The following is a 21,798-nucleotide window of genomic DNA, read 5'->3' on the forward strand; positions in this document are numbered from 1 at the left end:
TTAAACCTTCTCGACTTCAGGCCGTCCGAGGATACCGGAGGGCATGAAGATCAAGACGATGGCCAGGATCGAGAACGCAGCCACGTCCTTGTACTCGATCGAGAAATAGGCCGACCAGAAGGTCTCGATGAGACCGATGATCAGGCCGCCGAGAACGGCGCCCGGCAGGGAGCCGATGCCGCCGAGAACGGCTGCCGTGAAGGCCTTCACGCCCGGCACGAAGCCGTCGTTGAAACTCACGACGCCATAATACAGCAGATACATGGTGCCAGCGACCGCCGCCAGCGAAGCGCCGATCACGAAGGTGAGCGAGATCGTGCGGTCCACGTTGATGCCGAGAAGGGCCGCCATCTTGCGGTCCTGCTCGCAGGCGCGCTGGGCGCGGCCGAGTGAGGTCTTCTGCACCACGTACCAGAAGATCGTGAGCAGCACGGCCGTCACGACCATGATGATGATCTGCTTGTAGGAGATTGCAACATTGTATCCGCTCTCACCCTGGAACAGGACGATTACGTCGCGGATCATGGGAGGCGTCGGCTTGTTGCGCGCACCCTGTGCGACCTGGACGAAATTGGAGAGGAAGATCGAGACGCCGATGGCCGAGATCAGCGGCGCCAGGCGGAACGAACCGCGCAAGGGGCGGTAGGCGACCCGCTCGATGGCCCAACCCCAGAGCGAGGTGAGCACCATGGCGATGATCAGCACTATGAACAGCGCCAGCACCACCGAGGAGATCCCAAGCCAGGTTGTCAGGATCAGGAAGAAGATGAGCGCGATGAAAGCGGAGAGCATGAAGACGTCGCCGTGGGCGAAGTTCACCATGCCGATGATACCGAAGACCATCGTGTAACCGATGGCGATGAGGCCGTAGATCGACCCCAGCGTCAGCCCGTTGATGAGCTGCTGCACAAAAATTTCCATGTCCTACCCTTAGCCCTCTGGATGCGGGTCTTGCTCGGGAAAGGCCCAGCAAAGCACGATGCGTGTGCAAGGCCAAGCCGATACGTCGGCTAAGCCGGTCTCTAGCAAACGGTTTTTCGTTCGACAACGGACCGTTGTGCTTACCAAAGGGCAAGTTGGCTGAATATCCGGCAAACTTTGGTCCAATAAGAAGCAGGATGCTGGGGCGGCTTCCAAAGCCTGCATGCTGGCCCCATATGCACGCTACACCTTGTGCTCCGCTCGAAAGAGTGGGAGAGGCTTCCTGGAAGAACATGTTGAAGACTCCCGCTCCGCCCGCATCCGCCGAAACCAGCGCGTCAGGCCTCGATTCCGTCCTCTTCCGCGAGGGCATGAGCCGTGTTGCCGCAGCCGTCCATGTGGTGACCACGGACGGGCCGTCCGGGATCGCGGGCTTTACCGCCACCGCCGTGACCCCCGTCACCGACGATCCGGCCTCGCTCCTGGTCTGCGTCAACACCGCCGCCCGCTCGGCGCAGGCGCTGCTGACCAACGGCGTCTTCTGCGTGAACGCCTTGGCTGCGGAGGATCAGGTCTTGGCGGATGTCTTTGCCGGCCGCACCGCTCTGCAGGGCCCCGACCGCTTCTCCAAGGGCGAGTGGACCAAGCTCGTGACGGGAGCGCCAGTGCTGGCCACAAGCCTCGTCTCCTTCGATTGCCGTCTGAGCGAAGCCCGTGTCGTTGCCACCCATCACGTGATCATCGGCGAGATCATGAACATTCGCCTTGGCGAGCCGAGGCCCGCTCTGGTCTATCACGGGCGGCTCTACCGCGACCTTTGAAGCTTCAAGGCCGCGGGAGGCTTAGGAACCTTCTGCGTGAATTTGCCTTTAAAAGCATATGCTTTTGGAGGTTCGTTCATGCTCAAGCTCATCCGGAATATCGTTCTTCTCCGACAGGCCTGGAAGCTGCTGAAGAAACGGCGCTGACGACTATTTCCCTCGCGCCGGTCCCGGCGAATAAGGGCTCCAACCGGTGATCTGCACGAAACCATCTCGGGTTGCGACCACGAGGTGTTTGCGGTGCTTGTGGACGAGGGCGCCCGGCTTGTAGCCATGCGGCTCCGTCCAGCCGGTGGCCTCCCACACATAAAGATAGCGGGAATCGACCTGCGCGAAGGTCTCAATAGAGCCGAAAGCGCGGATGGTACGGAGCACACTCTCGACGCTCCCCGTCCAGTCGATCGTCCTGTCAGCTTGCGTGATGCGGGGCCAATAGGTGCCGGGGCCTTGCGGCTGAGCCTCATCCCAGAGGCTTGGAAGCTTCTCCGCCAATTGCCCCGCGATCTCCTTGGCAGCCATCTGGCACTTGGCGAGCAGGGTGTCGTGGGTTTCCTGCGGGCTTACCGCAAAGCTCTTCTGCGCCAGTATGGGGCCTGTGTCGAAGGCCGGCTCCAGGACATGGGCCGTCACTCCCCAATTCGAAACGCCATCAAGAATGGCTTTGAACAGAGGGTAGGGTCCGCGCCCCTGCGGCAGAGGGGATGGGTGAAAATTGAAGGCATAGGGAACATGGTGCTCCCAGCCCTTGATGAGCCAGGGATAGCCCGCGACCACGAGCGCCTCGCAGCCCAACGCCTTCAGGCCCGCAAGATCGGATGGTGCGATCCGCACCATCTGAACCGGGATTCTCAAAGAACGGGCGCGGGCGACCGTGACGTCATTGAAGTCGTAGATGCTGTCGCATGGACGGCTGAACAGCTTTACCGGCTGCCAGCCTTTGGCGATCAGGGTTTCGAACACATCCCCGAGAAAATCGATTCCGGCAAAGGCGAAGCGCATTTTCCCGGTCATCTCCTTTTTGCCGGTCGGCGCACAAGAGGGCAGGATCGGCCTTCTTGCAAGCCAGGGTCTAACTAGCCTTTGGACGAAATCCGGCGAGCCTGTCCGTTGACTCCAATATGGTGGAAATGCATTCTATCTTAATGGAAGAAGCCTCCGATATAAATGCCCATCTCGCCCGACGCCTGCGAGGATTGCGCGTGGAGCAAGGTTTGACTCTCGATGCGCTGGCGGACCGCACCGGCGTCAGCCGCTCCATGATTTCCCTGATCGAACGCGGGGAAAGCAGCCCGACGGCGGTGGTTCTCGACAAGATCGCGGCAGGCCTCGGCGTGACGCTCGCCTCCCTGTTTGCCGAACAGGACAGCCCGGAGGCGTCACCTCTCTCCCGGTTCTCAGAGCAACGGATCTGGCGCGATCCCGACAGCGGCTATGTACGCCGCAACCTGTCGCCGCCCGGCTTTCCGTCTCCCCTCGAGCTTGTCGAAGTCGTGATGCCGGCAGGCGCGCGCGTGGCCTACGATACGGGTCGCCGCTCGGTGGGGGTAAGCCAGCAGATCTGGATCGTCGAAGGCGAAATCGAGATCGGCCTCGGGGAGAAGACCTTCCGGCTCTTCGCGGGCGATTGCCTGTGCATGGACATCGAGCAGCCGACGATCTTCCGCAACCTGTCGGGCGAGCCCGCCCGGTACCTGGTGGCGCTCGCCACCGACGCCGCGTTGTCCAATCGCCGAGGAGGTTCTCATGAGTGAGGCCGTCACGATCCGCACGCTCTCACCGAAGGAATCCGTCGAGCAAATCGGTGCGTTGTCGAGGGTCCTGATCGATTGCGTGGAGGGCGGCGCCTCCGTCAGTTTCATGCTGCCCATGACTCAGGACAAGGCGGATACGTTCTGGCGGGGCGTCGCCGATGGGGTGGCGGCGGGCGAGCGCATTCTCCTCGTGGCGGAGAGCGATGGCGAAATCGTCGGCACCGTGCAGGTGGTTCTCAAGCAGCCGGAGAACCAGCCGCATCGCGGCGACATCTCGAAGATGCTCGTTCATCGAGATGCGCGTAAGCGCGGCGTTGGCGCAGCACTAATGCTTGCCGCCGAGGAGGCCGCGCGCAAGGCCGGCAAGAGCGTGCTCGTGCTCGATACGGTGACCGGAAGCGATGGGGAGCGTCTCTATGCGCGCCTCGGTTGGGAGCGCGTCGGCGTCATTCCGAACTTCGCTCTCTGGCCGCAGGGCGGGTTCTGTCCGACGACCTATTTCCATAAACAGATCGGGCCTCTCTGAACCGTGCGACTACCTCTCCGGCGTCTTGTGGAACCGGAAAACGGACTCGAGATTTAGCCTTGAGCGTAGGGCAGGACATCGCCCTCAAGGTTGGGTGGATGCCGGCCTCTCAAGACTGCAGAGGGAGTTCGCATGGCATCCAAGGATTTCATTCGCCAAATGGAAGGCTACGGGCTGACGACCGCCCAGATACTTTATCGGATGCCGGACCATCCCACATTCCTGCAAACCTATATCTGGCAGGATTACGATCTTGCCCCTCGCTTCCCGGTGCTCATCGAATTTCTTGATTTCTGGAAGCGGGAACTGGCCGGGCCGCTTCATTCAGTCACCGTGACTCATGCACAGCTAATCCGCCCCGCCGAGTTTCGGCTCGTCTCCGAGGAGATCAACATTCATTGAGAAATGTGGGACGAGCCTTGGCCCCAGGCCTCAACTCGTTTAGAGAAGCACGTCGCCTCGAACCGGCAAGGGCTCCTTGTTCTCCAACGCTCGAACATCGCAAATCCTTCTCGCCCTTGCCTCACAGCCGGGCGAACGTCTGACCGTGCGCGACATCATGGCCGTTCTACAGGACCGTGCCTTCGCGCTGCTTATCGTTTTGCTCGGCCTGCCCAACTGCCTGCCCATGCCGCCGCCGATCCCGTTGGTCTGCGGCCTGCTTCTGGCGCTGGTCGCCATTCAGATCATCTTCGGACGCGAGGCCCCCTGGCTGCCGAGGCAGCTCCTGAACCGTTCGCTCGCTCACACGGATGTGGAGCGGGCCGTGGCGCGGGCGATGCCCACCTTCCGCAAGCTCGAACGCTTTTCGCGTCCGCGCATGACCTTTCTCGACACGCCTTTCGCCATGCGGATCATGGGGGCTATCGTTCTGGTGATGGCGCTCGGCCTTCTCTTCGCGCCGCCCTTCGTGGGGCAGATCCCCATGGGGCTTGCGGTGTGTCTCGTGGGCCTCGGACTGGTGGAGCGGGACGGGCTCGTGATTGTCGGCGGTCTGATCATCGGCTCCATCGGCATGACCTTGAGCCTGGGCTTCATCTACGCTGTCTTCACGGGACTGGAGACCGTTTTCTAAGCGGATATGCGAATGCCCGGCACTGGGCCGGGCACCGCCTAAACCCTCTGTCGGGCCTTAGTCGTTATCGTCGAATTCCGGTGCGGATTTCAGCTGGTCGACGGGCATGTTCAGCATCAGCCGCATCTCGCCGGACATATTGGTGTTGGACGAGCCTGTGTTCTGGTTCGAGTTCTGCACCGAGCCCGTCGTTTCCGCATCGGGCATCATCTGAAAGGCGTTCAGAGGCAAAGCCACCGTGCGGTCGCCGATGCCTTCCTCGACCTCGATCACGACGGCGGCAACCTTGCCGTTCCGGTCGAGAATGACATCCTCGACATCGCCGATATCCTTGTTGTCGGGGCCGATCACATCCTCATCCATCAGATCGGACAGCAGCATGGAACCGGCCGGAAGCTGGGTCATGAATTGCGAGGAATTGGCAGCCTGGGAGGGCTGATTGGAGTGAGTCTGTTCGGATTGAGCGAATGCGCCCGTGGCCAAGAGGGTGGAGCCAAGCAAGCCTGCCATCAGCAATGTTTTCATCTGTTCTCTCCAATCGCGTTTTTGAGTGAGAGTGTAACGCGACTGGGCCGGCTTGGTTCTGACGCCAAGCTCAGATGAGACGCAGGCCTTTCAGGCTCGCATGGCCTTCGCGGCCGACGATGATGTGGTCGTGGACGGTAATCCCCAAGGGCTTCGCCACGTCGATGATTTCCTTGGTCATCTTCACGTCGGCGGCGGAGGGCGTGGGATCGCCGGAGGGGTGATTGTGCACGAGGATCAGGGCTGAGGCCGAAAGCTCCAGCGCCCGTTTCACCACCTCGCGGGGATAGACCGGGGTATGGTCCACGGTGCCCGATTGCTGCACCTCATCGGCGATCAGCGCATTGCGCTTGTCGAGGAAGAGCAGGCGGAACTGCTCCTTGTCCATGAAGGCCATGGCCGTGCGGCAATAATCGATCACCGAGGTCCAGGAGGACAGGACGGGGCGCTTGGCCACTTCGCCCTTGGCGAGGCGGCGGGCGGAGGCTTCCACGATCTTGAGATCGGTGACGACGCGCTCACTGACGCCGTCCACCTCCATCAGCCGGGCAGGGGAAGCGGTAAGCACCTCGGCGAAGGTGCCGAAGCGCTTGATCAATTCCTTGGCCATGGGCTTCACATCCCGGCGCGGGATGGAACGGAAGAGCAGGAGTTCCAGAAGCTCGTAATCCGGCAGCGCATCGCCGCCCACTTCCGTGAAGCGGGCGCGCAGGCGGTCGCGATGGCCATGATAGTGGGGAGTGTCGTCGCCGCTCATGTTGCAGGGAATCGCCGCTCTCGGAAGATGGAACGACGAATCCTTAGCTGAGCTGCCTCGGGATACAAAGTTGCTTGTTCGATCAGCCGAGATTGTAGGGCGGTTTATCCAAGCCCTTCGGCGAGTAGGTGAACACCTCGGCGCCGGTTTCCGTTACGCCGACCATGTGCTCGAACTGGGCCGACAGGGAGCGGTCTCGGGTCACGGCGGTCCAGCCGTCGGAGAGCACCTTCACCTGCGGCTTCCCGAGATTGATCATGGGCTCGATGGTGAAGAACATCCCCGGCTCCAGCACCACGTTATAGGCCGGCTCCACATAATGGAGGATCGTGGGGGAGGCGTGGAAGCTCTTGCCGATGCCGTGACCGCAGAAATCCCGCACCACCGAGCAGCGCTCGGCCTCGGCATAGGCCTGAATGGCATGGCCGATATCGTTGGTGGTGGCGCCCGGCTTTACGGCGGCAATTCCGCGCAGCAGGCATTCATAGGTGATCTCGCACAGGCGCTGCGCCCGGCGCGGCACCTCGCCCACATAGTACATGCGGCTCGAATCGCCGTGCCAGCCATCCAGGATCAGGGTCACGTCGACATTCATGATGTCGCCGTCCCGCAGGGGCTTGTCGTTAGGGATGCCGTGGCAGACCACATGGTTGATCGAGGTGCAGATCGTCTTGGTATAGCCGCGATAGTGCAGGCAGGCTGGATAGGCGCCATTGTCGCGGATGAAGTCGAAGGCGAGCTTATCGAGGTCTTCCGTCGTCACGCCGGGCTTCACGTGCTCGCCCAGCATGTCCAGGCACTCGGCGACCATGCGCCCGGCCCGCCGCATGCCCTCGAAATCCGCAGGGCCGTGAAGCGGGATATCCCCTGAGCGCTTGCGCTCGACGATCTCGGTCTCGGTCATTCTCGATCCTTGCTTTCAGCCCGAATGTAAGGATCATCTTGCCCGGCGCAAGCAAGACCCTCTGCAATGGCTTGCGAATAAGCCTCAGGGGTGTCATGAGCAACCCTGTTCATCCCGGTTTGGTGGCTTTGGATACGTCCGTAATGAATGATCCCCGTCCCTTCGGGACCTTTGCGCCTACAGGCCTCACCCGCTGGGTGATCGATCGCACGCGCGGTCTGCCGGGCAGCTGGGTCGGCCGCCGCATCGCCATGATGCTGCGCCGGGTGGTCACGCGTTCCCTCAAGGACCAGCCCATCGACCTCGAGACCTTCGGCGTTAGGATGCGGATCGTTCCCTACAAGAACGTCTGCGAGCGGCGCATCCTGTTCACGCCGCAATATTTCGACCTCGACGAGATCAAGCTGATCGCCGCCCGCAACCGGGACGAGTTCACCTTTATCGATGTGGGCTCGAATGTAGGCTGGTACGCTCTCCTGGTCGCCCGGAAGGTGAAGGCCTCCTCCCGGATCCTGGCGGTCGAGCCCCAGCCGGAGATCTTCGAGCGGTTGATCCACAACATTCGCCTCAATCCCTTCGGCACGATCAAAGCCGTGGATTGCGCGGTCGCCGACAAGACCGGCGAGCTCACCCTGTTTCTCGACCCCCTGAACAAGGGCGAGGCGAGCCTCAAGATCGTGAATTCGAGCCAGACGGAGACGATCCGCGTTCCGGCCGTGACGCTGCTCGACCTCGTGAAGAGGGAAGGCTTTGCGCATGTCGATGCGGTCAAGCTCGACGTGGAGGGCGCCGAGGACCTGATCCTCGACCCGTTCTTCCGGGATGCCCCTGCCAGGCTCCATCCCTCGCTTTTCATCATCCCCAACGTGCCCGAGCGCTGGCAAGTGGATGTGCGCAAGCTCCTGGAAAGCCAGGGCTATCGCCAGAGTCTCCAGACCCGCATGAACCTGGTCTTCGAACGGGCTTGAGCAGGCTTTAGCGGGGCGTGATGATCTCCACCGGACGGTCGATGGTGACCTCCTCGGGCGTGATCCGACAGACATAGGCATAGGATTCCACCCCCGCTGCGAGGGCATGACGGAAGGCTTTGTCGTAGGCAGGGTCGATGTCGCGGGCGACGTCGAAGCGGTTCGCGTCCATCTGGATCACGTAGACGAGGGCGGCCCTGGCACCGGTCTCGACCATGTCGGCGAGCTCGTAGAGATGCTTGGCGCTGCGGGCCGCCACGCAATCCGGGAACTCGGCAAAGCCCGCCTCCCGCATCAGGTGGCAGTTCTTCACCTCAAGATAGCAGGGCGGTTCGCCGTCCTTCTCCAGCAGGAAATCCACCCGGCTGTTCCTGCCGTATTTCACCTCCGGCCGGACGCGGTCGTAATGGGCGAAGGGGGCAAGCCGCCCCTCGGCCAGGGCCTCGGCCACGAGGAGATTGGGGCGGGAGGTGTTGATGCCGATGAGCTGGAAGGGCCCGCCGCCGGCCGCGACCTCCACGAATTCCCAATTATACTTGAGCTTCCGGGCCGGGTTCGAGGCCCGGGAGAGATAGACCCGGCTGCCGGGCTCCTTCAGCCCCATCATCGCGCCCGGATTGGCGCAATGGGCCGTGACGATCTCGCCGGAATCGAGTTCCGCATCGGCCATGAAGCGCTTGTAGCGCTCGATGAGGCGGCCGGTGAGCAGGGTTTCCTGAAAACGCATTCAATCCATCACTTAAGCAGAAAGACCTCCCGTAGCAGGGGAGAAGCCTTGCCTTCAACCGAACCCTTGCTTGAGAATTGCCGTTTCTGGAGCTAAAGGCCCTTAAAAGGGATCGATGCGCATGGCCGTCTCCGTCACAGCCGCCCTTCTCATCATCGGTGATGAGATTCTCACGGGCCGCACCAAGGATAAGAACATCGGCTACATTGCCGAGTATCTGACCGGCATCGGCATCGACCTGCGCGAGGTGCGCGTGGTGCCCGACGTGGAGGAGGAGATCGTCTCCACCGTCAACGCGCTCCGGACCCGCTATACCTATCTCTTCACCACCGGCGGCATCGGCCCGACCCATGACGACATCACGGCGGATTGCATCGCCAAGGCCTTCCGCGTCGGCATCGGCCACGATCCGCGTGCCGTCGCCATGCTTCAGGAACGCTACACGCCGGAGGAACTGAACGAGGCCCGCATGCGCATGGCCCGCATTCCCGAGGGGGCGGACCTCATCGAGAACCCGATTTCCAAGGCGCCCGGCTTCAGGATCGGCAATGTCCATGTGATGGCGGGCGTGCCGTCGATCATGCAGGTCATGCTCGACAACATCGCGCCGACGCTGAAAACCGGCGCGCGCATGATCATCGAGACCATCGAGGCCGAAGGGCTTGCCGAGGGCATTTATGCCGCAGGCTTGAGCGAGATCGCCGCCGCCTATCCGGGCGTCTCCATAGGCTCCTATCCGTCTTTCTCGACGGCGGGTTTTCGCAATCAGATCGTCGTGCGGGGCAAGGACCCCGCCGAGGTCGCGAAAGCCGCCGCCGACATTCAAGCATTGCTCGTTCGCCTGAAGGGCGACCGGGCTCCCCTTTAATCCATCAGACAAACGAGCAGGCCGATGTCTCCCACCTCACCCAAAGCCTTCCCCGTCTCCTGGGATCAGTTCCATCGCGATTGCCGCGCTCTCGCATGGCGCCTGGCTTCTGCCGGTCCGTTCGAGGCGATCATCTGCATCACCCGCGGTGGTCTCGTGCCTGCGGCCATCGTGGCCCGCGAACTCGATCTGCGCCTCATCGAGAGCGTCTGCATTGCGAGCTATCACGACTACAAGAACCAGGGCGATCTGCAGGTGCTGAAAGACATCGCGCCGTCGATCAAGGCCCTCGGCGACGGTAAGGGCAAAGGCGTGCTCGTGATCGATGATCTCACCGACACCGGCAAGACCGCGAAGATCGTTCGCGACATGCTGCCGAACGCCCATTTCGCGGCCGTCTATGCGAAGCCCGCAGGACGTCCGCTGATCGACACCTTCGTCACGGAAGTGAGCCAGGATACCTGGATCTATTTCCCGTGGGATATGGGCTTGGCCTATCAGGCCCCGATCCGCGAAGGTTCGGCGGGCTAAAGCATTGCAAGGAGCGCCCGTGTCGGAATTCGATGTTGCGCGCACGCGCAAAACCCTGTTCGCCGCGCTCCTCGATGCCCGCGATACGTTCGGACGGAACAAGGTCGCCCTGGAGGATCTTGAGCGCCAGCCCATCACCTTTGGGCGGCTCGTCCTCGGCTCGCTGGTTCTCGGGCGCAAGCTCACAACCCTGACGCAGGAGCGTGAGACGGTCGGCGTTCTGCTGCCGAACGTGCAGGCCATCGCGGTGACGCTGTTCGGCCTCAACGCCTTCGGGCGCGTTCCCGCTTTCCTGAATTTCACGGCGGGCATCAAGAACCTGAAAGCCGCCTGCGAGATCGCCGGGATCAAGACCATCGTTACCTCCCGCCGCTTCGTGGAACAGGGCAAGCTCGACGACATCGTGGGGGCCTTGGGCGAGGGGAGGCAGATCCTCTGGCTCGAGGATGTGCGCGCGACGCTCACCAGCTTCGACAAGCTCAAGGGGCTCATAGAGTCGTGGATGGCGCGCCGAGTTCATGGGCAAACGAAAACAAACCCTGACGATGCGGCCGTAGTGCTTTTCACCTCGGGCTCGGAAGGCGTGCCCAAGGGCGTGGTTCTCTCCAACGCCAATCTCGTCGCCAATGCCTACCAGGTGAAGGCACTCGCGGGCGATGTGCTGACACCTGACGACGTCTTCTTCGATCCGCTGCCGATCTTTCATTCCTTCGGCCTGACGGCGGGCTTGCTCACAGCCATCCTCAACGGCATGAAGTCGGTTCTCTATCCGAGCCCGCTGCATTACCGGCAGATTCCGAAGCTGATCGCCGGAACGCGTGCGACGGTTCTGCTGGCCACCGACACCTTCCTCCAAGGCTATGCCCGCGCCGCCGGTGAGAACGATCTGGCAAGCGTGAAGCTCGTCATCGCTGGTGCGGAGCACGTCAAGACGGAGACGCGGAGGCTCTGGGCTCAGCATGGCGCTGAGATCGTCGAAGGTTACGGCGCCACCGAGTGCTCGCCGGTGATTGCCTGCAATCTTCCGCACCTGAACCATCCGGGCTCCGTCGGCTTCTTCCTGCCAGGGATCGAGTGGCGGCTCGAGGCTGTGGAGGGCATCCACGAAGGTGGCCGACTTTATGTGCGTGGCCCCAATGTGATGAAGGGCTATCTCGATCCTGCATCGCCTGCCGGTATCAAGCCGCCCATCGATGACTGGCACGACACGGGCGACATCGTCACGGTCGTGGACGGAATCGTCACCATCCGCGGGCGCGCCAAACGCTTCGCCAAGATCGGCGGCGAGATGGTTTCCCTGGCCGCCATCGAGGCGACAGTCCAGCAATTATGGCCCGATTCCAATCACGTGGTCGTTGCATTGCCTGATCCTAGGAAAGGGGAGCAGATCGTGCTCGTCACCGACAAGCCGGATGCGGACCGGGATGCACTTCTCGCCCATGCGCAGAGCCAGGGATATCCCGAATTGTGGGTGCCCAAGGCCATTCTCGTCTCAGGGATTCCGGTGCTCGGCTCAGGCAAGACCGATTATCCCGCTACCGTGGAAATGGCGCGCCGCCTGCAGGCCATGCTCTGAGCGCCAGCTCTTTAGGATATCCCTCCCATCCGTCGTAACAAAGATCTTGCTCACGCGTTGTTCTCTCGGCCGCTTGCCGAGAGCGGCGCAGTGACGGATCGGATGATGAGAAGACTTGCTCTGGTGTTGGCCCTTCTTGGCTGCGGCGCGGGCGTCCATGCGCAACAGCGGCCCTCGACGCTGAACATGACATGCGGCCAGGCGCAGCGGGTTATCTTGTCGAGAGGCGCGGCGGTCTTGAGCACGGGCACCTACACCTATGATCGCTTCGTGCGGGATCGCGGCTTCTGTGAGTTCAATGAAGGGGTTGAACTTGCCCTCGTGCCGACCCGGGACACGCCCCAATGCCCCATTGGTTATCGCTGTGTCAGTGAGGATTTGGACTTTTTTGATGATTGAGTTCGAAGCATTCCTTCGGGCTTGAAAGTCGTTTCGCCAACACGAGCGGGGATATTGTCAACCGACCCTCTCCAATAGTGTTGAGAATATGACACACCCTTTTGGAAAGACCTGCTGAGAGCCTCAAATTGCCTATTTCTTGGGCATTCGGGCTGCTACATAGGCAAGTGCTTCGAGTGACATGATTGCCTGAATCGGATCGGTCGTTATTGTCACGATTGCATCTGGGTCCAGGACTCAGGCTTAAGAATTTTGGAGATACAACCATGAAGCTCGTTAAGAGCCTTCTTCTCGGTTCGGTTGCGGGTCTCGCCGCCGTTGCCGGTGCTCAGGCTGCTGATCTTCCCGCAAAGAAGGCTGCTGCTGTTGAATACGTTCGTGTCTGCTCCACCTACGGCGCAGGCTTCTTCTACATCCCCGGCACGGAAACCTGCCTCCGCGTCGGCGGCCGTGCACGCGCCGAGGCTCTCTACGTAGAGCCCGAGAGCCGTGCCGACAACTCGATCGGCTTCCGCGCTCGTGGCCGCATCCAGCTCGACGCTCGTACCGCCACGGCTTACGGCCTGCTGCGCACGTTCGTCCGCTTCGAGATGACCCGCGACACTGGCTCCTACGGCTTCTCGTCCACCTCGGCCAACGTCGATCAGGCCTTTGTGCAGTTCGGCGGCCTCACCGCCGGTCGCGCCCTGTCGTTCTTCGACAACGGCGACCTGCCGACCGAGCACTTCGGCACGCTCCGCTTCTCGGACGCTCCGAACGTCAACCTGTTCGCCTACACCTTCTCCTTCGGCAACGGCTTCTCGGCCTCGCTGTCGCTCGAAGAAGGCCGCTATGCCGGTAACGACTTCGATCTGGACACTGCCGCTCCCGACTTCCTCCGCGCCGGTCAGCGCACGCCCGACGTCGTCGCTCAGCTGGCTTACTCCGGTACCTGGGGCTCCGCGATGCTCGCCGGTGCTGCTCACCAGATCCGCAGCGTTGCTATCCCGGTCGCTGGTGTCGCTGACCTGGTCGTTCCGGACACCGAGTACGGCTTTGCTGTGACGGCTCAGATCGGCGTCAACCTGCCGATGCTGGCTGCTGGCGACGCTCTCTGGATCGCTGCCACCTACGCTGACGGCGCTCTCGGCTACCTCGGCTTTGACCCGTCGGCTCAGGCTGGCACTGCTGTTCGTCCTGTCGTCGACGCCTTCTACGACGTCGATGGCGAAATCGACACCGCCCAGGGCTGGTCGATCGCCGGTGGCCTGCGTCACTACTGGACCCCGGACGTTCGCCAGAGCGTCTTCGGTTCGTACGCTCGCATTGAGTACGGCGCAGCTGCCGATGCCTACTTCGGCGGCGTCAGCCCGGACTTCAACGAGTGGCGTGTTGGTACCAACCTGATCTGGTCGCCGGTTTCCGGTCTCGATATCGGTGCTGAGGTTCTCTACTCGAACCTCGACCCGCGTGGCGTCGACACCCGCTCGGGCGACACCTGGGAAGGCCGCATCCGCGTTCAGCGCGACTTCTAATCGGTTTAACCCGATTGGTTAGAGGAAACCCCGGTGGAAACACCGGGGTTTTCTTTTTGTCGATTGAAAAGACCACTTGCCACAGACTTCCAAAGGTCACGCGTACGCAGCGTGCCGTGAAATTGCCAGGCTGTTCGGATGATCTCTCGCCGAGGTGATTGCGCCTTTGGTTTGCGTTGCAACTGATGGAGCCGAAGGATGATCGTTGCTCGTCGCCACCAGACAAGGTGCGCCTTCATTATTCCTCTCCTGGCTCTTGGCTTCGGCTCGGGTCTCGCCGCATGTTCGGCCTCCGCTGATGTTGTCTACGGCGAGTATCGGTTCGGTCCCGGCTACCAGTCAGGACGCGTCTACGAGAACCGCGTTTATGCCGATACAGGGCGCGGCGTCGGACGTGAAAATTGTCGAACGGGAGTGAGGCAACAGGTGGACCCGCTCGGTAGGGCCACGTCGTCGGAGGAGACGATCTGCAATTGATCCCAATGGGACATGGTGGATGCACTGACGGCATTCCCGTCAAGGGAACGAACGCTCACGCTGGCGGTTGGCATAGCGTTAAAGCCTCGTCAGGAGAACATCGTCATGAACAACATTATCTGGATTATCGGCGCTATCGTAGTCGTTCTTGCGATCCTGTCCTTTTTGGGTCTGCGCTAACGACGGTCTCTATTCTCGCTTGCAGGGCAGTCGAAGGCTGCCCTGCAGCCCATGGCGGCAAGCACCCTGCCACGAGGGCAGCGTGGTTTATTTGATCATCCCAAGCACGGCCGACGCGACATTCATCAACGCAAGTGCGCCGACAAAAGCCGCTATAAAGGGGATACGTGGGCGCGGACGGGATTCAGCGTCCCGAGAGGTCATGAGGCCTGAAAGATGAGAGCGCCGGAAGACCATGGCTCTTCTCCTTAAGCGGTTCCTCTAAAGAGTATTCGCACCATGAACCTCCGGCTCATGGGAGGAGGTGCGCTCCCGCACAAGGCAACTCATTTTCCCTTGTTTAAAGCCATCAATGGCGTGTCGCGGTCTTCTGAAACTGGAGTAACTGCCCTTCTATCGCCCGCATCCGGGTCATCAGCCGGTCGAGTTCGCCCAGCAAGAACGTCTCATCCTGCTTGGCTTGCGCGATAATGTCGGTGGAAGAGCTGTGACGGATTCTCTGAAGAGCGTCGGCCAGCTGCATATCGAGGAGCCGCATGGCCTTCTCCAGGTCAAGAAACTCCTGATGTAGCTGGCTCTCCTTGAACACGCCCGGATCCCGCCTGTGAAGCAGCTCTTAGACATTAAAGTTACAGCTTATCCGCCGGTTCCTCCAAGCTGAAAAACTCCGCTAATGGTTTTCTCGGCGGCCAAGCTGAAACACACAGCCTTCCTCACCGTTCTGTGATGAATGGCTCTTCTGGTCGGAGTTCATCCTGGCTCCGCCTGAAGGGTCTTGCTGCTGCCTTCAGTCGGGCCTGTAAGCCAAGTGGCGGCAATCGATGTAGCAAAGATTGCGTTCGGCAAACCTGCCGCCTGCAGCAGGGCAGGGATGTAAGCCATGTGCCGGCCAGGACGGTCGAGCTGTTGAATTGCTGAGAGCGGAACAGGCAGAGGAGAGGGCTGCATGGGACAGAAACTCGATACGCGTCGTATTGCACTGATCGTTGAGGATGATTTCGACGTCAGGGGATTTGCAGCCGCACTCCTGGAGGAAACGGATCTGCGCGTCGTCGAGACCGCCAGTGCGGAGGAAGCCTTGGACTATCTGCGCCAGCATGGCGAAGAGGTCGCCTTTCTCTTCGCCGACATCAGGCTGCCATGCCTGATGAGCGGTGTGGATCTTGCACGCACCGTCCGGATCAAGTGGCCGTGGGTCCGCACTGTTCTGACGTCGGGTCTGCCGCCCGAGGAAGGGCTTCAGGACGTGCCGCGAGACGTGCGCTTCATGCCCAAGCCCTGGAGAGCGCTCGAAGTGCTGATGGAGGCGGAGAGGGCGGCGCAGCGCTATCGCCAGAACTGAGGTTCTGGCCAAACGCAGCGCAGCCTCTGCTGGAACCTTGGCGCATGTTAGGAATTGGCGTCAGCAGAAAGGATTTTGCTGATGTCGCAGACGAGTGTTGCCACCAGAACGTTTCCCTCTCGCAAAGCCGCTAGCCAGGCTGTTGACCGGCTTGTCTCCGGCGGATTCGCCCGCAACAGCATCGCGCTGCATCGCCATGAGGACGACGAGGGATACGATCTGGAAATACACACCAGAACCGCCAATCTCCGACGCGCAAAGCGTCTTATGAAAGAGCCGTCGACAATGATGCCGTCGATGAACATGCGCTCTATGGAGAAGACGGTATACGGAGCCGCCAGGACGGCCCGGTCGCACCCGTTGATTTTGCTGGGCGCAGGGCTCCTCGCTGGCTTCGTGCTCTACAACCTCATTCCGCGCTCGACAGCTCATGAGCCTGCAAGCCGGAAGCAGCCGTCCCGGTCCGGACAACGCGCAGGGCGCTCCCCGCGGGCCTAATTGTGAGGCTTATTGCTCCTCATCAAGAGGATCTTCGTCCAGCGAGCGGGTCTTGGCTTCGAGTCGTTTTAGCAGGTCCTTGATCCGATCGGGTGCAGGCTCGTTCAGAACGCTCTGATAATCGCTCTGAAGCTGACGGCCGATCTGCTTGAGCAGTTCGTTTTGACCTGACGAAGTCAGCCCATTGGAGCCGATGCTCCAGCCACCAAGCCTGTTCGCAGAATAAGGCGATCCATCGGCTTGGTGGAGCCGCTTTGGCATTCTTCCCTCCCTTGAACGACGCGTCTTGAGGCGGAAAACGGTCGAGGGCGCTTTGGGTTGCACTTAAAGTTCTGGAAAAAATGGTCTTTTTGACGCGTCCGAGGTAGCCGACTTGCCTCAGGACGAGTCTTTCGCGCCGCTCGTCCGGCTGAGTTGGTGCTCGTGTCGCTACGTGAGGCGACCGCCCGTCGCATTGGTTTCCGCTTGTCCTTGCTTCACAAGCTCTGCTTTAGAAAAACGGGGCGGGGGCCTGAAAAGTATGCGTGAAGTTTTGACGGTCTATCTCTGCGGGGTCATCCTGCTCCTGGCTGTGTCCAGCACCATCGACGCTGAAGAAGATGTCGGCTTCGACCATATTATGATCGCTGCCTTCGGCTGGCCGATCTTCACCTCGATCATGGCCTTCAAAGTCTGGAGCAATCGGTAAGCAGCGATGGGCTTCGCTTGCCTCTTCCGCCAAGTTCTTTCTTTTAGCAGCCCAGCTGCGCGACGTGCATGCCCTTGGGTTCAACATGTCCATGAAAGAAAAAGCGCCCCGTGAGGGGCGCTGAAGTTGCGATCCGTAGGGGCAAAATAAAAGGATCGTGGGTTGTAGGTAATAATTCTCGATCAATCTGACCATAGGCGGAGTTCATTTCAAAAGTAGTACCTCCAAAGGGCTTATCCTTTGGAGTTGATCGATGGTCTTTCGGCATTGATTGCCGGAGACCAAATCAGATAGTTCTTGCTGTGCCGTTGGGGCAATATGAGTCGAGGGCCGTGATCCGCAATCAATAAAAAGGCGGACGCGGCCCTTATTATTTATGTTTGCTTGAGATATAGAAAAGAAAAAGCCGCGATCAGATGCAGCTCTGATCGCGGCAATATCCGTGTTCTTGAAATATCACGGACAGTCTCACTAAAGAACAACTATCGAATTGAGTTGAAATTACCCCCTACGAATGGATTCTGTTTAAGCTCGACATGGAGGAGGGGCAATTAGACCAAACGGCCTATTGGCCAGGATACATGCCGCAAGTTGGGGCGCGGCATGTCTCAAAAGGCAGTTCGCCTCTCATCTCGCCGGAGGAATGAGTGCAGGTCGATGGAGATTTCCTGCGCCAGGCGAGGGCAGCGATTCTGCCCAGGCAATATAATTAGCGCCTTGCTCGCTTCAGTGCGCGGATCGGCTGGGCCTCTTCATCACCGGATTCGTAAGCGAAGCAGCTATTGGTGGGATGGGGATTCCAACCATCTTCAGAGGAGGGGACAGCCTTGATGGCGCCAGACCAGCGGAGCTTGAAGTGGTCGGCAACATGCTTGTCCTTGAAGCCGATGAGACCCCAGCCGCCCTGCAGGTGATAGAAATCCCACGCTGCGTTCTGCCGATTGAGCCAGGAATAGACTGTGGCCTTGAGGTCCTTTCCGTTCTCGGTCCAGACATCCCAATCATTGACGAAGAAAACGTAGGGCCAGAGCCGCGCATAGGCATCGACGCCATAGCAGGCCGACGACGACATTTCCTCGTCTCGCCACGTATCGGTGATCCGCTGCTTGAGCTCTTGCATGTTCGTCATCGTCGCACCCTACGTTTCAGGCCTGATGCGCTCTGCAGCCGTTGAATCGGCCGCTCGTCGCGCTCAAGGCTCGGTCACGCCAGTCCGATGCTGGCGGGTTAATCCCGACGTGGTGATTCAAGCACTGTCGGGCAGATTTTCAGGCGTGATCGATGATGCGCAAAACGTCCGACCACGGCGCAGCTCTAATACCATTGAATATAGCACACGAGCCATTGTGGGTAGAGTCGGAAATGACGCGGGACGTAATTTTGCGGCGCTTCGGGGAGTTTCGGCCGGAATTGGTGCGGACGGCGGGGGTCGAACCCGCACGGGCATAGCCCGAGGGATTTTAAGTCCCTTGCGTCTACCGGTTTCGCCACGTCCGCATGGATTGAGCGTTATCGGGCTCCGGCGCGCGGCGCAAGTCCGCTGCGTGGTTCAGCCCCAACTGATGTCACTCGGATGTGCGGAAGCCGTAGATCCAGTCGTAACGCTTCGACATGTTCTCGGGCCCCATGAGCCGCATGACCCTGTCGCGGCCATAGGCGACGAGAGCGCCGGAATGGTAGATGCGCCCGTTCTTGCGCCCCTCGGCCTGCACCCGGCTGACGCGTTCGAGGCGATGGCCCTCATAAGTCTTCAGCGCCCGGATCAGATCGTTGGGATGCTGCGTCACGAGGGCGTTGAGGGTCGCCGCATCCTCGATGGCCATTGCCGCGCCCTGCGCCAGGAAAGGCAGGACCGGGTGAGCGGCATCGCCGACCAACGCGATGCGCCCCTGGGACAGGCGCTTGATGGGATGCCGGAAGAGCGACCAGCGCAGCCATTCCTGCGGCTTCTTCAGAAGTTCGACGAGGGCAGGGGCCGCATTGCGGTAGAGGGCGATCAGATCCTCCGCCCGGCCAGGCGCTGCCCAGCCCTCGACAGGCTCGCGGGTCTTCTCGATGGCGACCACGTTGATCAGGTTGCCGCTGAAGATCGGGTAATGGACCACGTGGCCAGAGGGGCCGAGCCAGAGGCCGGTCTCGTTGCCGATGAGCTCCTGCGGCGCGGCCTTGCGGTCGAAGGTCGCGCGCCAGGCGACATAGCCGTGAAAGGCGGGCGGGGAGGTGTCCCCGAGGACATGCCTGACCTTGGACCAGACGCCGTCGGCGCCGATCACGAGATCGGCCTTCATGCTTTCCCGCGAGCCGTTCGAGGAGGTCCAGATCAGCTCGGCATGATCGGCGCCATCGCGCACTTCCTCGACCTTGCGGCCCATGACGATGCGGATCGTCGGCTCGGAGCGCACGGCATCGAGCAGGATGGTCTGCAGATCGGCCCGGTGAACGACCCAATAGGGCGCGCCGTAGCGCTGCTGCATATAGGCGCCCTGCGCGATCTCGCCGATTCTCTTGCCGGAGGAGACGCTGCGCACGATCACGCGGTCCGGCATCGTCGCCACGCGGCGGAGCGCGGGGCCCAAGCCCAGATTGATCAGGATGCGGCTGGCATTGGGAGAGAGCTGGAGGCCAGCGCCCACCTCGCTGAAGCCGGTGCGCCGCTCGACCAGGGTCACGGAATGACCCCGGCGGGCGAAGCTCAAGGCTGTCGTCAGTCCACCGATGCCGGCGCCGACAATCGCTATGTTGAGACCCGACACCGGGGCCTTAGCGGGAGGATGGGGAAGTGGCGAAATCAGGTTCCCAGACGCATTCCGCCGGACGGGCCTCGTCGGCCTTCAGGGACGGATCGTACCGGAACAGGGTCGAGCAATAGGAGCAGACCGTCTCGGTGTCATAGCCCATGTCGATGAAGATATGCGGATGGTCGAAGGGCGGCTTGGCGCCGATGCACATGAATTCCTTCGAGCCCACGTGAATGACGGGAACGCCCGGATCGTTGTGGAAGTGAGGAGTGCCTTTGTCAGCCATTGCCGTCGCTCTTAAAGCCGTGAAATTTGCGCGCACCATAATGACTGAGGCGTGATGCGCCTAGAGCAAAAATTCATCCCTGCGCGGGGCTGTATTCTTTGCGCTTGGTTTCGGGAATACCTGTCCTTGGAACCTCCACCCTCATCTGGAGGAGGCGCGTGAGCGCCGTCTCGAAGGATGTTTCGGTGCGCTCTGAAGCCTCCTTCGAGACGCAGCCTCACGGCTGCTCCTCAGGATGAGGGCGGAGGGTGGTCGAGCGATGGTTGCTGTCCAGGAATTTGCACGGCTTGTGAGATGTCAAAGAGCGAGCGGGCAAAGACATGGGGGAATGTCCCCGCGAGCGTGTGGCTCCGAGGGTATGGTTTGAGGGAGGCGCGAGAGGCGGTCCGGTTCGCTTGTGATTGTGAGAAGAACCTGACGGCCCCTCGCGCACGGTTCTTTTAGGCGGACATCGTGTCTTGCAACGATGGGCCTCCCGGCCCGGCTTGCGAGACCGAACCGGGACCGTTCCCGGCTCCGACACATGCGACGCCTCGCGAGCGCGCCCCTCGGTGAGCCAGGACACCAACACATATAGCCCAGCTTAGGACCAAAGTCAAGAACAAAAGCGGAACATACGCAACCTCCCTGCCACGCTCACGCTGTCATCCCCGCGCAGGCGGGGATCCATAACCTCGACAGTGGGAGGAAAGGCGCTGAGTTTCCCGTCCGCCTCACTCTGCAGCGTAAGCGGATATGGATTCCCGCCTGCGCGGGAATGACAGTGGAGGTTCAAGCGCCCTTCTCGTCGCGCGATCCCGGGTTCTGCTGCGCAGCCCCGGGAGGACGCTGTCAACGCGTTCCACTTCATCCACCATCCCCAAGGCGATTGTATTTGAGCCTGCCGGTGTTAGGTTGCGCGGCAACCGACATCAGCCTCCATCATCCCCATGCGCTATTTCAATTCCAACGGCGTCAGCATCGCCTACATCGACGTGCCTCCTCACGAGGGGCAGGGCGAACCGATCCTGCTCATTCACGGCTTCGCGTCGAACCATGCGGTGAACTGGGTCAACACGCTGTGGGTGAAGACGCTCACGCGCGAAGGCTATCGCGTGATCGCCCTCGACAATCGCGGGCATGGTGAGAGCGAGAAGCTCTACGATCCTGATGCCTATCATTCCTATCGCATGGCGGAGGATGCCGTGCGCCTGCTCGATCATCTCGGCATCGAGCGCACGGATGTGATGGGTTATTCCATGGGCGCGCGCATCACCGCGCATATGGCTCTGGCCGCGCCGCAACGCATGCGCTCGGCGCTGCTCGGCGGCCTCGGCATTCACCTGATCGATGGTGTCGGCCTTCCGCTCGGCATCGCGGACGCCATGGAGGTGCGATCGTTGGACGATCTCACCGATCCCATGCAGCGCATGTTCCGCGCCTTTGCCGAACAGACCGGCAGCGACCTGAAGGCGCTCGCTGCCTGCATTCGCGGTTCCCGTCAGGCGCTGACGCGGGACGAAGTTGCATCCATCACGCTGCCGACGCTCGTGTCGGTCGGCACCAACGATGACGTGTCAGGCTCCGGCCCCGAGCTCGTGAAGCTTCTGCCGAATGCAACAGCTCTCGATATTCCGGGTCGCGATCACAACCTCGCTGTCGGCGACAAGGTGCATAAGCAGGGCGTGCTGGAGTTTCTTGCGCGCAGGCCGTGAGCGAACCGGTCGTCCTTCATCCCTCTCAAGCC

The 21,798-nt window shown here is 61.1% G+C and carries 27 protein-coding genes and 1 tRNA gene; 16 read left to right on the forward strand and 12 right to left on the reverse strand.

Features of this window, described 5'->3' with window-relative positions; genetic code table 11:
* Positions 1-921, reverse strand: a complete 921-nt coding sequence (locus MJ639_RS13610; RefSeq protein ID WP_243373773.1) for a branched-chain amino acid ABC transporter permease — start codon at positions 919-921, stop codon at positions 1-3.
* Positions 922-1,214: 293 nt separating this feature from the next.
* On the opposite strand from MJ639_RS13610, the gene MJ639_RS13615 reads away from it, so the two are divergent.
* Positions 1,215-1,742, forward strand: a complete 528-nt coding sequence (locus tag MJ639_RS13615; protein ID WP_243373775.1) for a flavin reductase family protein — start codon at positions 1,215-1,217, stop codon at positions 1,740-1,742.
* Between the two features lie 150 nt (positions 1,743-1,892).
* On the opposite strand, the gene MJ639_RS13620 is transcribed toward MJ639_RS13615, so the two are convergent.
* Positions 1,893-2,741: a methionyl-tRNA formyltransferase gene (locus tag MJ639_RS13620; RefSeq protein WP_243373784.1), complete on the reverse strand. Its 849-nt coding sequence runs from the start codon at positions 2,739-2,741 to the stop codon at positions 1,893-1,895.
* 143 nt (positions 2,742-2,884) lie between these two features.
* Between MJ639_RS13620 and MJ639_RS13625 the strand changes: the two genes are divergently transcribed.
* From MJ639_RS13625 to MJ639_RS13640, 4 genes are all read left to right on the forward strand, one after another.
* Entirely contained in the window at positions 2,885-3,493 is a 609-nt protein-coding gene (locus MJ639_RS13625) for a helix-turn-helix domain-containing protein (protein ID WP_243373786.1), read from the forward strand.
* A complete protein-coding gene (locus MJ639_RS13630) occupies positions 3,486-4,019 on the forward strand; it encodes a GNAT family N-acetyltransferase (protein WP_243373788.1) in 534 nt (177 codons plus the stop codon). Before MJ639_RS13625 ends, MJ639_RS13630 begins: the two co-directional genes overlap by 8 nt.
* A gap of 132 nt (positions 4,020-4,151) precedes the next feature.
* Positions 4,152-4,421 (forward strand): usg protein, encoded by a 270-nt coding sequence (locus MJ639_RS13635; protein WP_243373789.1) that lies wholly within the window; start codon positions 4,152-4,154, stop codon positions 4,419-4,421.
* Positions 4,422-4,497: 76 nt separating this feature from the next.
* Positions 4,498-5,094, forward strand: a complete 597-nt coding sequence (locus tag MJ639_RS13640) for an exopolysaccharide biosynthesis protein (RefSeq protein ID WP_243373791.1) — start codon at positions 4,498-4,500, stop codon at positions 5,092-5,094.
* A gap of 57 nt (positions 5,095-5,151) precedes the next feature.
* Here the strand turns inward: MJ639_RS13640 and MJ639_RS13645 are convergent, their stop codons facing one another.
* The 3 genes from MJ639_RS13645 to map form a co-directional block, all read right to left on the reverse strand.
* Positions 5,152-5,619, reverse strand: a complete 468-nt coding sequence (locus MJ639_RS13645; RefSeq protein ID WP_243373793.1) for a PRC-barrel domain-containing protein — start codon at positions 5,617-5,619, stop codon at positions 5,152-5,154.
* 70 nt (positions 5,620-5,689) lie between these two features.
* On the reverse strand, positions 5,690-6,376 hold the full coding sequence (gene radC / locus MJ639_RS13650) for a RadC family protein (protein ID WP_243373795.1): 687 nt from the start codon (positions 6,374-6,376) through the stop codon (positions 5,690-5,692).
* Positions 6,377-6,458: 82 nt separating this feature from the next.
* On the reverse strand, positions 6,459-7,280 hold the full coding sequence (gene map / locus MJ639_RS13655) for a type I methionyl aminopeptidase (RefSeq protein WP_243373797.1): 822 nt from the start codon (positions 7,278-7,280) through the stop codon (positions 6,459-6,461).
* Between the two features lie 143 nt (positions 7,281-7,423).
* Here map and MJ639_RS13660 point away from each other — a divergent pair, with 143 nt between their 5' ends.
* The gene (locus tag MJ639_RS13660) at positions 7,424-8,248 is read left to right on the forward strand and encodes an FkbM family methyltransferase (protein WP_243373799.1); all 825 of its coding nucleotides are present in this window, start codon (positions 7,424-7,426) and stop codon (positions 8,246-8,248) included.
* Positions 8,249-8,255: 7 nt separating this feature from the next.
* On the opposite strand, the gene sfsA is transcribed toward MJ639_RS13660, so the two are convergent.
* Positions 8,256-8,975: a DNA/RNA nuclease SfsA gene (gene sfsA / locus MJ639_RS13665; RefSeq protein WP_243373800.1), complete on the reverse strand. Its 720-nt coding sequence runs from the start codon at positions 8,973-8,975 to the stop codon at positions 8,256-8,258.
* Between the two features lie 121 nt (positions 8,976-9,096).
* Here sfsA and MJ639_RS13670 point away from each other — a divergent pair, with 121 nt between their 5' ends.
* The 7 genes from MJ639_RS13670 (at position 9,097) to MJ639_RS13700 (ending at position 14,520) form a co-directional block, all read left to right on the forward strand.
* Entirely contained in the window at positions 9,097-9,843 is a 747-nt protein-coding gene (locus tag MJ639_RS13670) for a competence/damage-inducible protein A (RefSeq protein ID WP_243373801.1), read from the forward strand.
* A 24-nt stretch (positions 9,844-9,867) separates the two neighbouring features.
* On the forward strand, positions 9,868-10,374 hold the full coding sequence (gene gpt / locus MJ639_RS13675) for a xanthine phosphoribosyltransferase (RefSeq protein ID WP_243373802.1): 507 nt from the start codon (positions 9,868-9,870) through the stop codon (positions 10,372-10,374).
* Positions 10,375-10,393: 19 nt separating this feature from the next.
* Positions 10,394-11,950 carry an AMP-binding protein gene (locus MJ639_RS13680; RefSeq protein ID WP_243373803.1) on the forward strand — a complete coding sequence of 519 codons (1,557 nt, stop codon included), beginning with the start codon at positions 10,394-10,396 and terminating at the stop codon, positions 11,948-11,950.
* Positions 11,951-12,052: 102 nt separating this feature from the next.
* Complete coding sequence (locus tag MJ639_RS13685; RefSeq protein WP_423790797.1) at positions 12,053-12,349, forward strand: hypothetical protein; 297 nt, start codon at positions 12,053-12,055, stop codon at positions 12,347-12,349.
* A 266-nt stretch (positions 12,350-12,615) separates the two neighbouring features.
* Positions 12,616-13,863 carry a porin gene (locus MJ639_RS13690; RefSeq protein WP_243373804.1) on the forward strand — a complete coding sequence of 416 codons (1,248 nt, stop codon included), beginning with the start codon at positions 12,616-12,618 and terminating at the stop codon, positions 13,861-13,863.
* Between the two features lie 198 nt (positions 13,864-14,061).
* The gene (locus MJ639_RS13695) at positions 14,062-14,340 is read left to right on the forward strand and encodes a hypothetical protein (RefSeq protein WP_243373806.1); all 279 of its coding nucleotides are present in this window, start codon (positions 14,062-14,064) and stop codon (positions 14,338-14,340) included.
* 12 nt (positions 14,341-14,352) lie between these two features.
* Complete coding sequence (locus MJ639_RS13700; RefSeq protein WP_243373807.1) at positions 14,353-14,520, forward strand: hypothetical protein; 168 nt, start codon at positions 14,353-14,355, stop codon at positions 14,518-14,520.
* Positions 14,521-14,869: 349 nt separating this feature from the next.
* Here MJ639_RS13700 and MJ639_RS13705 read toward each other — a convergent pair whose 3' ends face one another.
* Positions 14,870-15,109: a hypothetical protein gene (locus MJ639_RS13705; protein ID WP_243373808.1), complete on the reverse strand. Its 240-nt coding sequence runs from the start codon at positions 15,107-15,109 to the stop codon at positions 14,870-14,872.
* A 357-nt stretch (positions 15,110-15,466) separates the two neighbouring features.
* Here MJ639_RS13705 and MJ639_RS13710 point away from each other — a divergent pair, with 357 nt between their 5' ends.
* Positions 15,467-15,862: a response regulator gene (locus tag MJ639_RS13710; RefSeq protein ID WP_243373809.1), complete on the forward strand. Its 396-nt coding sequence runs from the start codon at positions 15,467-15,469 to the stop codon at positions 15,860-15,862.
* Positions 15,863-16,369: 507 nt separating this feature from the next.
* On the opposite strand, the gene MJ639_RS13715 is transcribed toward MJ639_RS13710, so the two are convergent.
* On the reverse strand, positions 16,370-16,621 hold the full coding sequence (locus MJ639_RS13715) for a NepR family anti-sigma factor (protein WP_243373810.1): 252 nt from the start codon (positions 16,619-16,621) through the stop codon (positions 16,370-16,372).
* Positions 16,622-16,880: 259 nt separating this feature from the next.
* Between MJ639_RS13715 and MJ639_RS13720 the strand changes: the two genes are divergently transcribed.
* The gene (locus tag MJ639_RS13720; RefSeq protein ID WP_243373811.1) at positions 16,881-17,048 is read left to right on the forward strand and encodes a hypothetical protein; all 168 of its coding nucleotides are present in this window, start codon (positions 16,881-16,883) and stop codon (positions 17,046-17,048) included.
* Between the two features lie 709 nt (positions 17,049-17,757).
* Here MJ639_RS13720 and MJ639_RS13725 read toward each other — a convergent pair.
* The 4 genes from MJ639_RS13725 to MJ639_RS13740 form a co-directional block, all read right to left on the reverse strand.
* Positions 17,758-18,177 carry a hypothetical protein gene (locus tag MJ639_RS13725; RefSeq protein WP_243373813.1) on the reverse strand — a complete coding sequence of 140 codons (420 nt, stop codon included), beginning with the start codon at positions 18,175-18,177 and terminating at the stop codon, positions 17,758-17,760.
* A gap of 282 nt (positions 18,178-18,459) precedes the next feature.
* A tRNA-Leu gene (locus MJ639_RS13730) sits at positions 18,460-18,545 on the reverse strand.
* Positions 18,546-18,613: 68 nt separating this feature from the next.
* Positions 18,614-19,801: an FAD-dependent oxidoreductase gene (locus MJ639_RS13735; RefSeq protein ID WP_243373814.1), complete on the reverse strand. Its 1,188-nt coding sequence runs from the start codon at positions 19,799-19,801 to the stop codon at positions 18,614-18,616.
* Positions 19,802-19,808: 7 nt separating this feature from the next.
* Positions 19,809-20,072, reverse strand: a complete 264-nt coding sequence (locus MJ639_RS13740; protein WP_243373816.1) for a zinc-finger domain-containing protein — start codon at positions 20,070-20,072, stop codon at positions 19,809-19,811.
* A 929-nt stretch (positions 20,073-21,001) separates the two neighbouring features.
* On the opposite strand from MJ639_RS13740, the gene MJ639_RS13745 reads away from it, so the two are divergent.
* A complete protein-coding gene (locus MJ639_RS13745) occupies positions 21,002-21,766 on the forward strand; it encodes an alpha/beta fold hydrolase (protein ID WP_243373818.1) in 765 nt (254 codons plus the stop codon).
* The last annotated feature ends 32 nt before the right edge of the window (positions 21,767-21,798 follow it).

It is taken from the genome of Microvirga solisilvae (assembly GCF_022808595.1).
GTDB classification, from domain to species: domain Bacteria; phylum Pseudomonadota; class Alphaproteobacteria; order Rhizobiales; family Beijerinckiaceae; genus Microvirga; species Microvirga solisilvae.

Bases quoted from the DNA above. Each gene is read 5' to 3' on its own strand.
- MJ639_RS13610 (WP_243373773.1), bottom strand. From the start codon at position 921: ATGGAAATTTTTGTGCAGCAGCTCATCAACGGGCTGACGCTGGGGTCG.
- MJ639_RS13615 (WP_243373775.1), top strand. From the start codon at position 1,215: ATGTTGAAGACTCCCGCTCCGCCCGCATCCGCCGAAACCAGCGCGTCA.
- MJ639_RS13620 (WP_243373784.1), bottom strand. From the start codon at position 2,741: ATGCGCTTCGCCTTTGCCGGAATCGATTTTCTCGGGGATGTGTTCGAA.
- MJ639_RS13625 (WP_243373786.1), top strand. From the start codon at position 2,885: ATGGAAGAAGCCTCCGATATAAATGCCCATCTCGCCCGACGCCTGCGA.
- MJ639_RS13630 (WP_243373788.1), top strand. From the start codon at position 3,486: ATGAGTGAGGCCGTCACGATCCGCACGCTCTCACCGAAGGAATCCGTC.
- MJ639_RS13635 (WP_243373789.1), top strand. From the start codon at position 4,152: ATGGCATCCAAGGATTTCATTCGCCAAATGGAAGGCTACGGGCTGACG.
- MJ639_RS13645 (WP_243373793.1), bottom strand. From the start codon at position 5,619: ATGAAAACATTGCTGATGGCAGGCTTGCTTGGCTCCACCCTCTTGGCC.
- radC (WP_243373795.1), bottom strand. From the start codon at position 6,376: ATGAGCGGCGACGACACTCCCCACTATCATGGCCATCGCGACCGCCTG.
- map (WP_243373797.1), bottom strand. From the start codon at position 7,280: ATGACCGAGACCGAGATCGTCGAGCGCAAGCGCTCAGGGGATATCCCG.
- MJ639_RS13660 (WP_243373799.1), top strand. From the start codon at position 7,424: ATGAATGATCCCCGTCCCTTCGGGACCTTTGCGCCTACAGGCCTCACC.
- sfsA (WP_243373800.1), bottom strand. From the start codon at position 8,975: ATGCGTTTTCAGGAAACCCTGCTCACCGGCCGCCTCATCGAGCGCTAC.
- MJ639_RS13670 (WP_243373801.1), top strand. From the start codon at position 9,097: ATGGCCGTCTCCGTCACAGCCGCCCTTCTCATCATCGGTGATGAGATT.
- gpt (WP_243373802.1), top strand. From the start codon at position 9,868: ATGTCTCCCACCTCACCCAAAGCCTTCCCCGTCTCCTGGGATCAGTTC.
- MJ639_RS13685 (WP_423790797.1), top strand. From the start codon at position 12,053: ATGATGAGAAGACTTGCTCTGGTGTTGGCCCTTCTTGGCTGCGGCGCG.
- MJ639_RS13690 (WP_243373804.1), top strand. From the start codon at position 12,616: ATGAAGCTCGTTAAGAGCCTTCTTCTCGGTTCGGTTGCGGGTCTCGCC.
- MJ639_RS13695 (WP_243373806.1), top strand. From the start codon at position 14,062: ATGATCGTTGCTCGTCGCCACCAGACAAGGTGCGCCTTCATTATTCCT.
- MJ639_RS13700 (WP_243373807.1), top strand. From the start codon at position 14,353: ATGGTGGATGCACTGACGGCATTCCCGTCAAGGGAACGAACGCTCACG.
- MJ639_RS13710 (WP_243373809.1), top strand. From the start codon at position 15,467: ATGGGACAGAAACTCGATACGCGTCGTATTGCACTGATCGTTGAGGAT.
- MJ639_RS13715 (WP_243373810.1), bottom strand. From the start codon at position 16,621: ATGCCAAAGCGGCTCCACCAAGCCGATGGATCGCCTTATTCTGCGAAC.
- MJ639_RS13720 (WP_243373811.1), top strand. From the start codon at position 16,881: ATGCGTGAAGTTTTGACGGTCTATCTCTGCGGGGTCATCCTGCTCCTG.
- MJ639_RS13725 (WP_243373813.1), bottom strand. From the start codon at position 18,177: ATGACGAACATGCAAGAGCTCAAGCAGCGGATCACCGATACGTGGCGA.
- MJ639_RS13740 (WP_243373816.1), bottom strand. From the start codon at position 20,072: ATGGCTGACAAAGGCACTCCTCACTTCCACAACGATCCGGGCGTTCCC.
- MJ639_RS13745 (WP_243373818.1), top strand. From the start codon at position 21,002: ATGCGCTATTTCAATTCCAACGGCGTCAGCATCGCCTACATCGACGTG.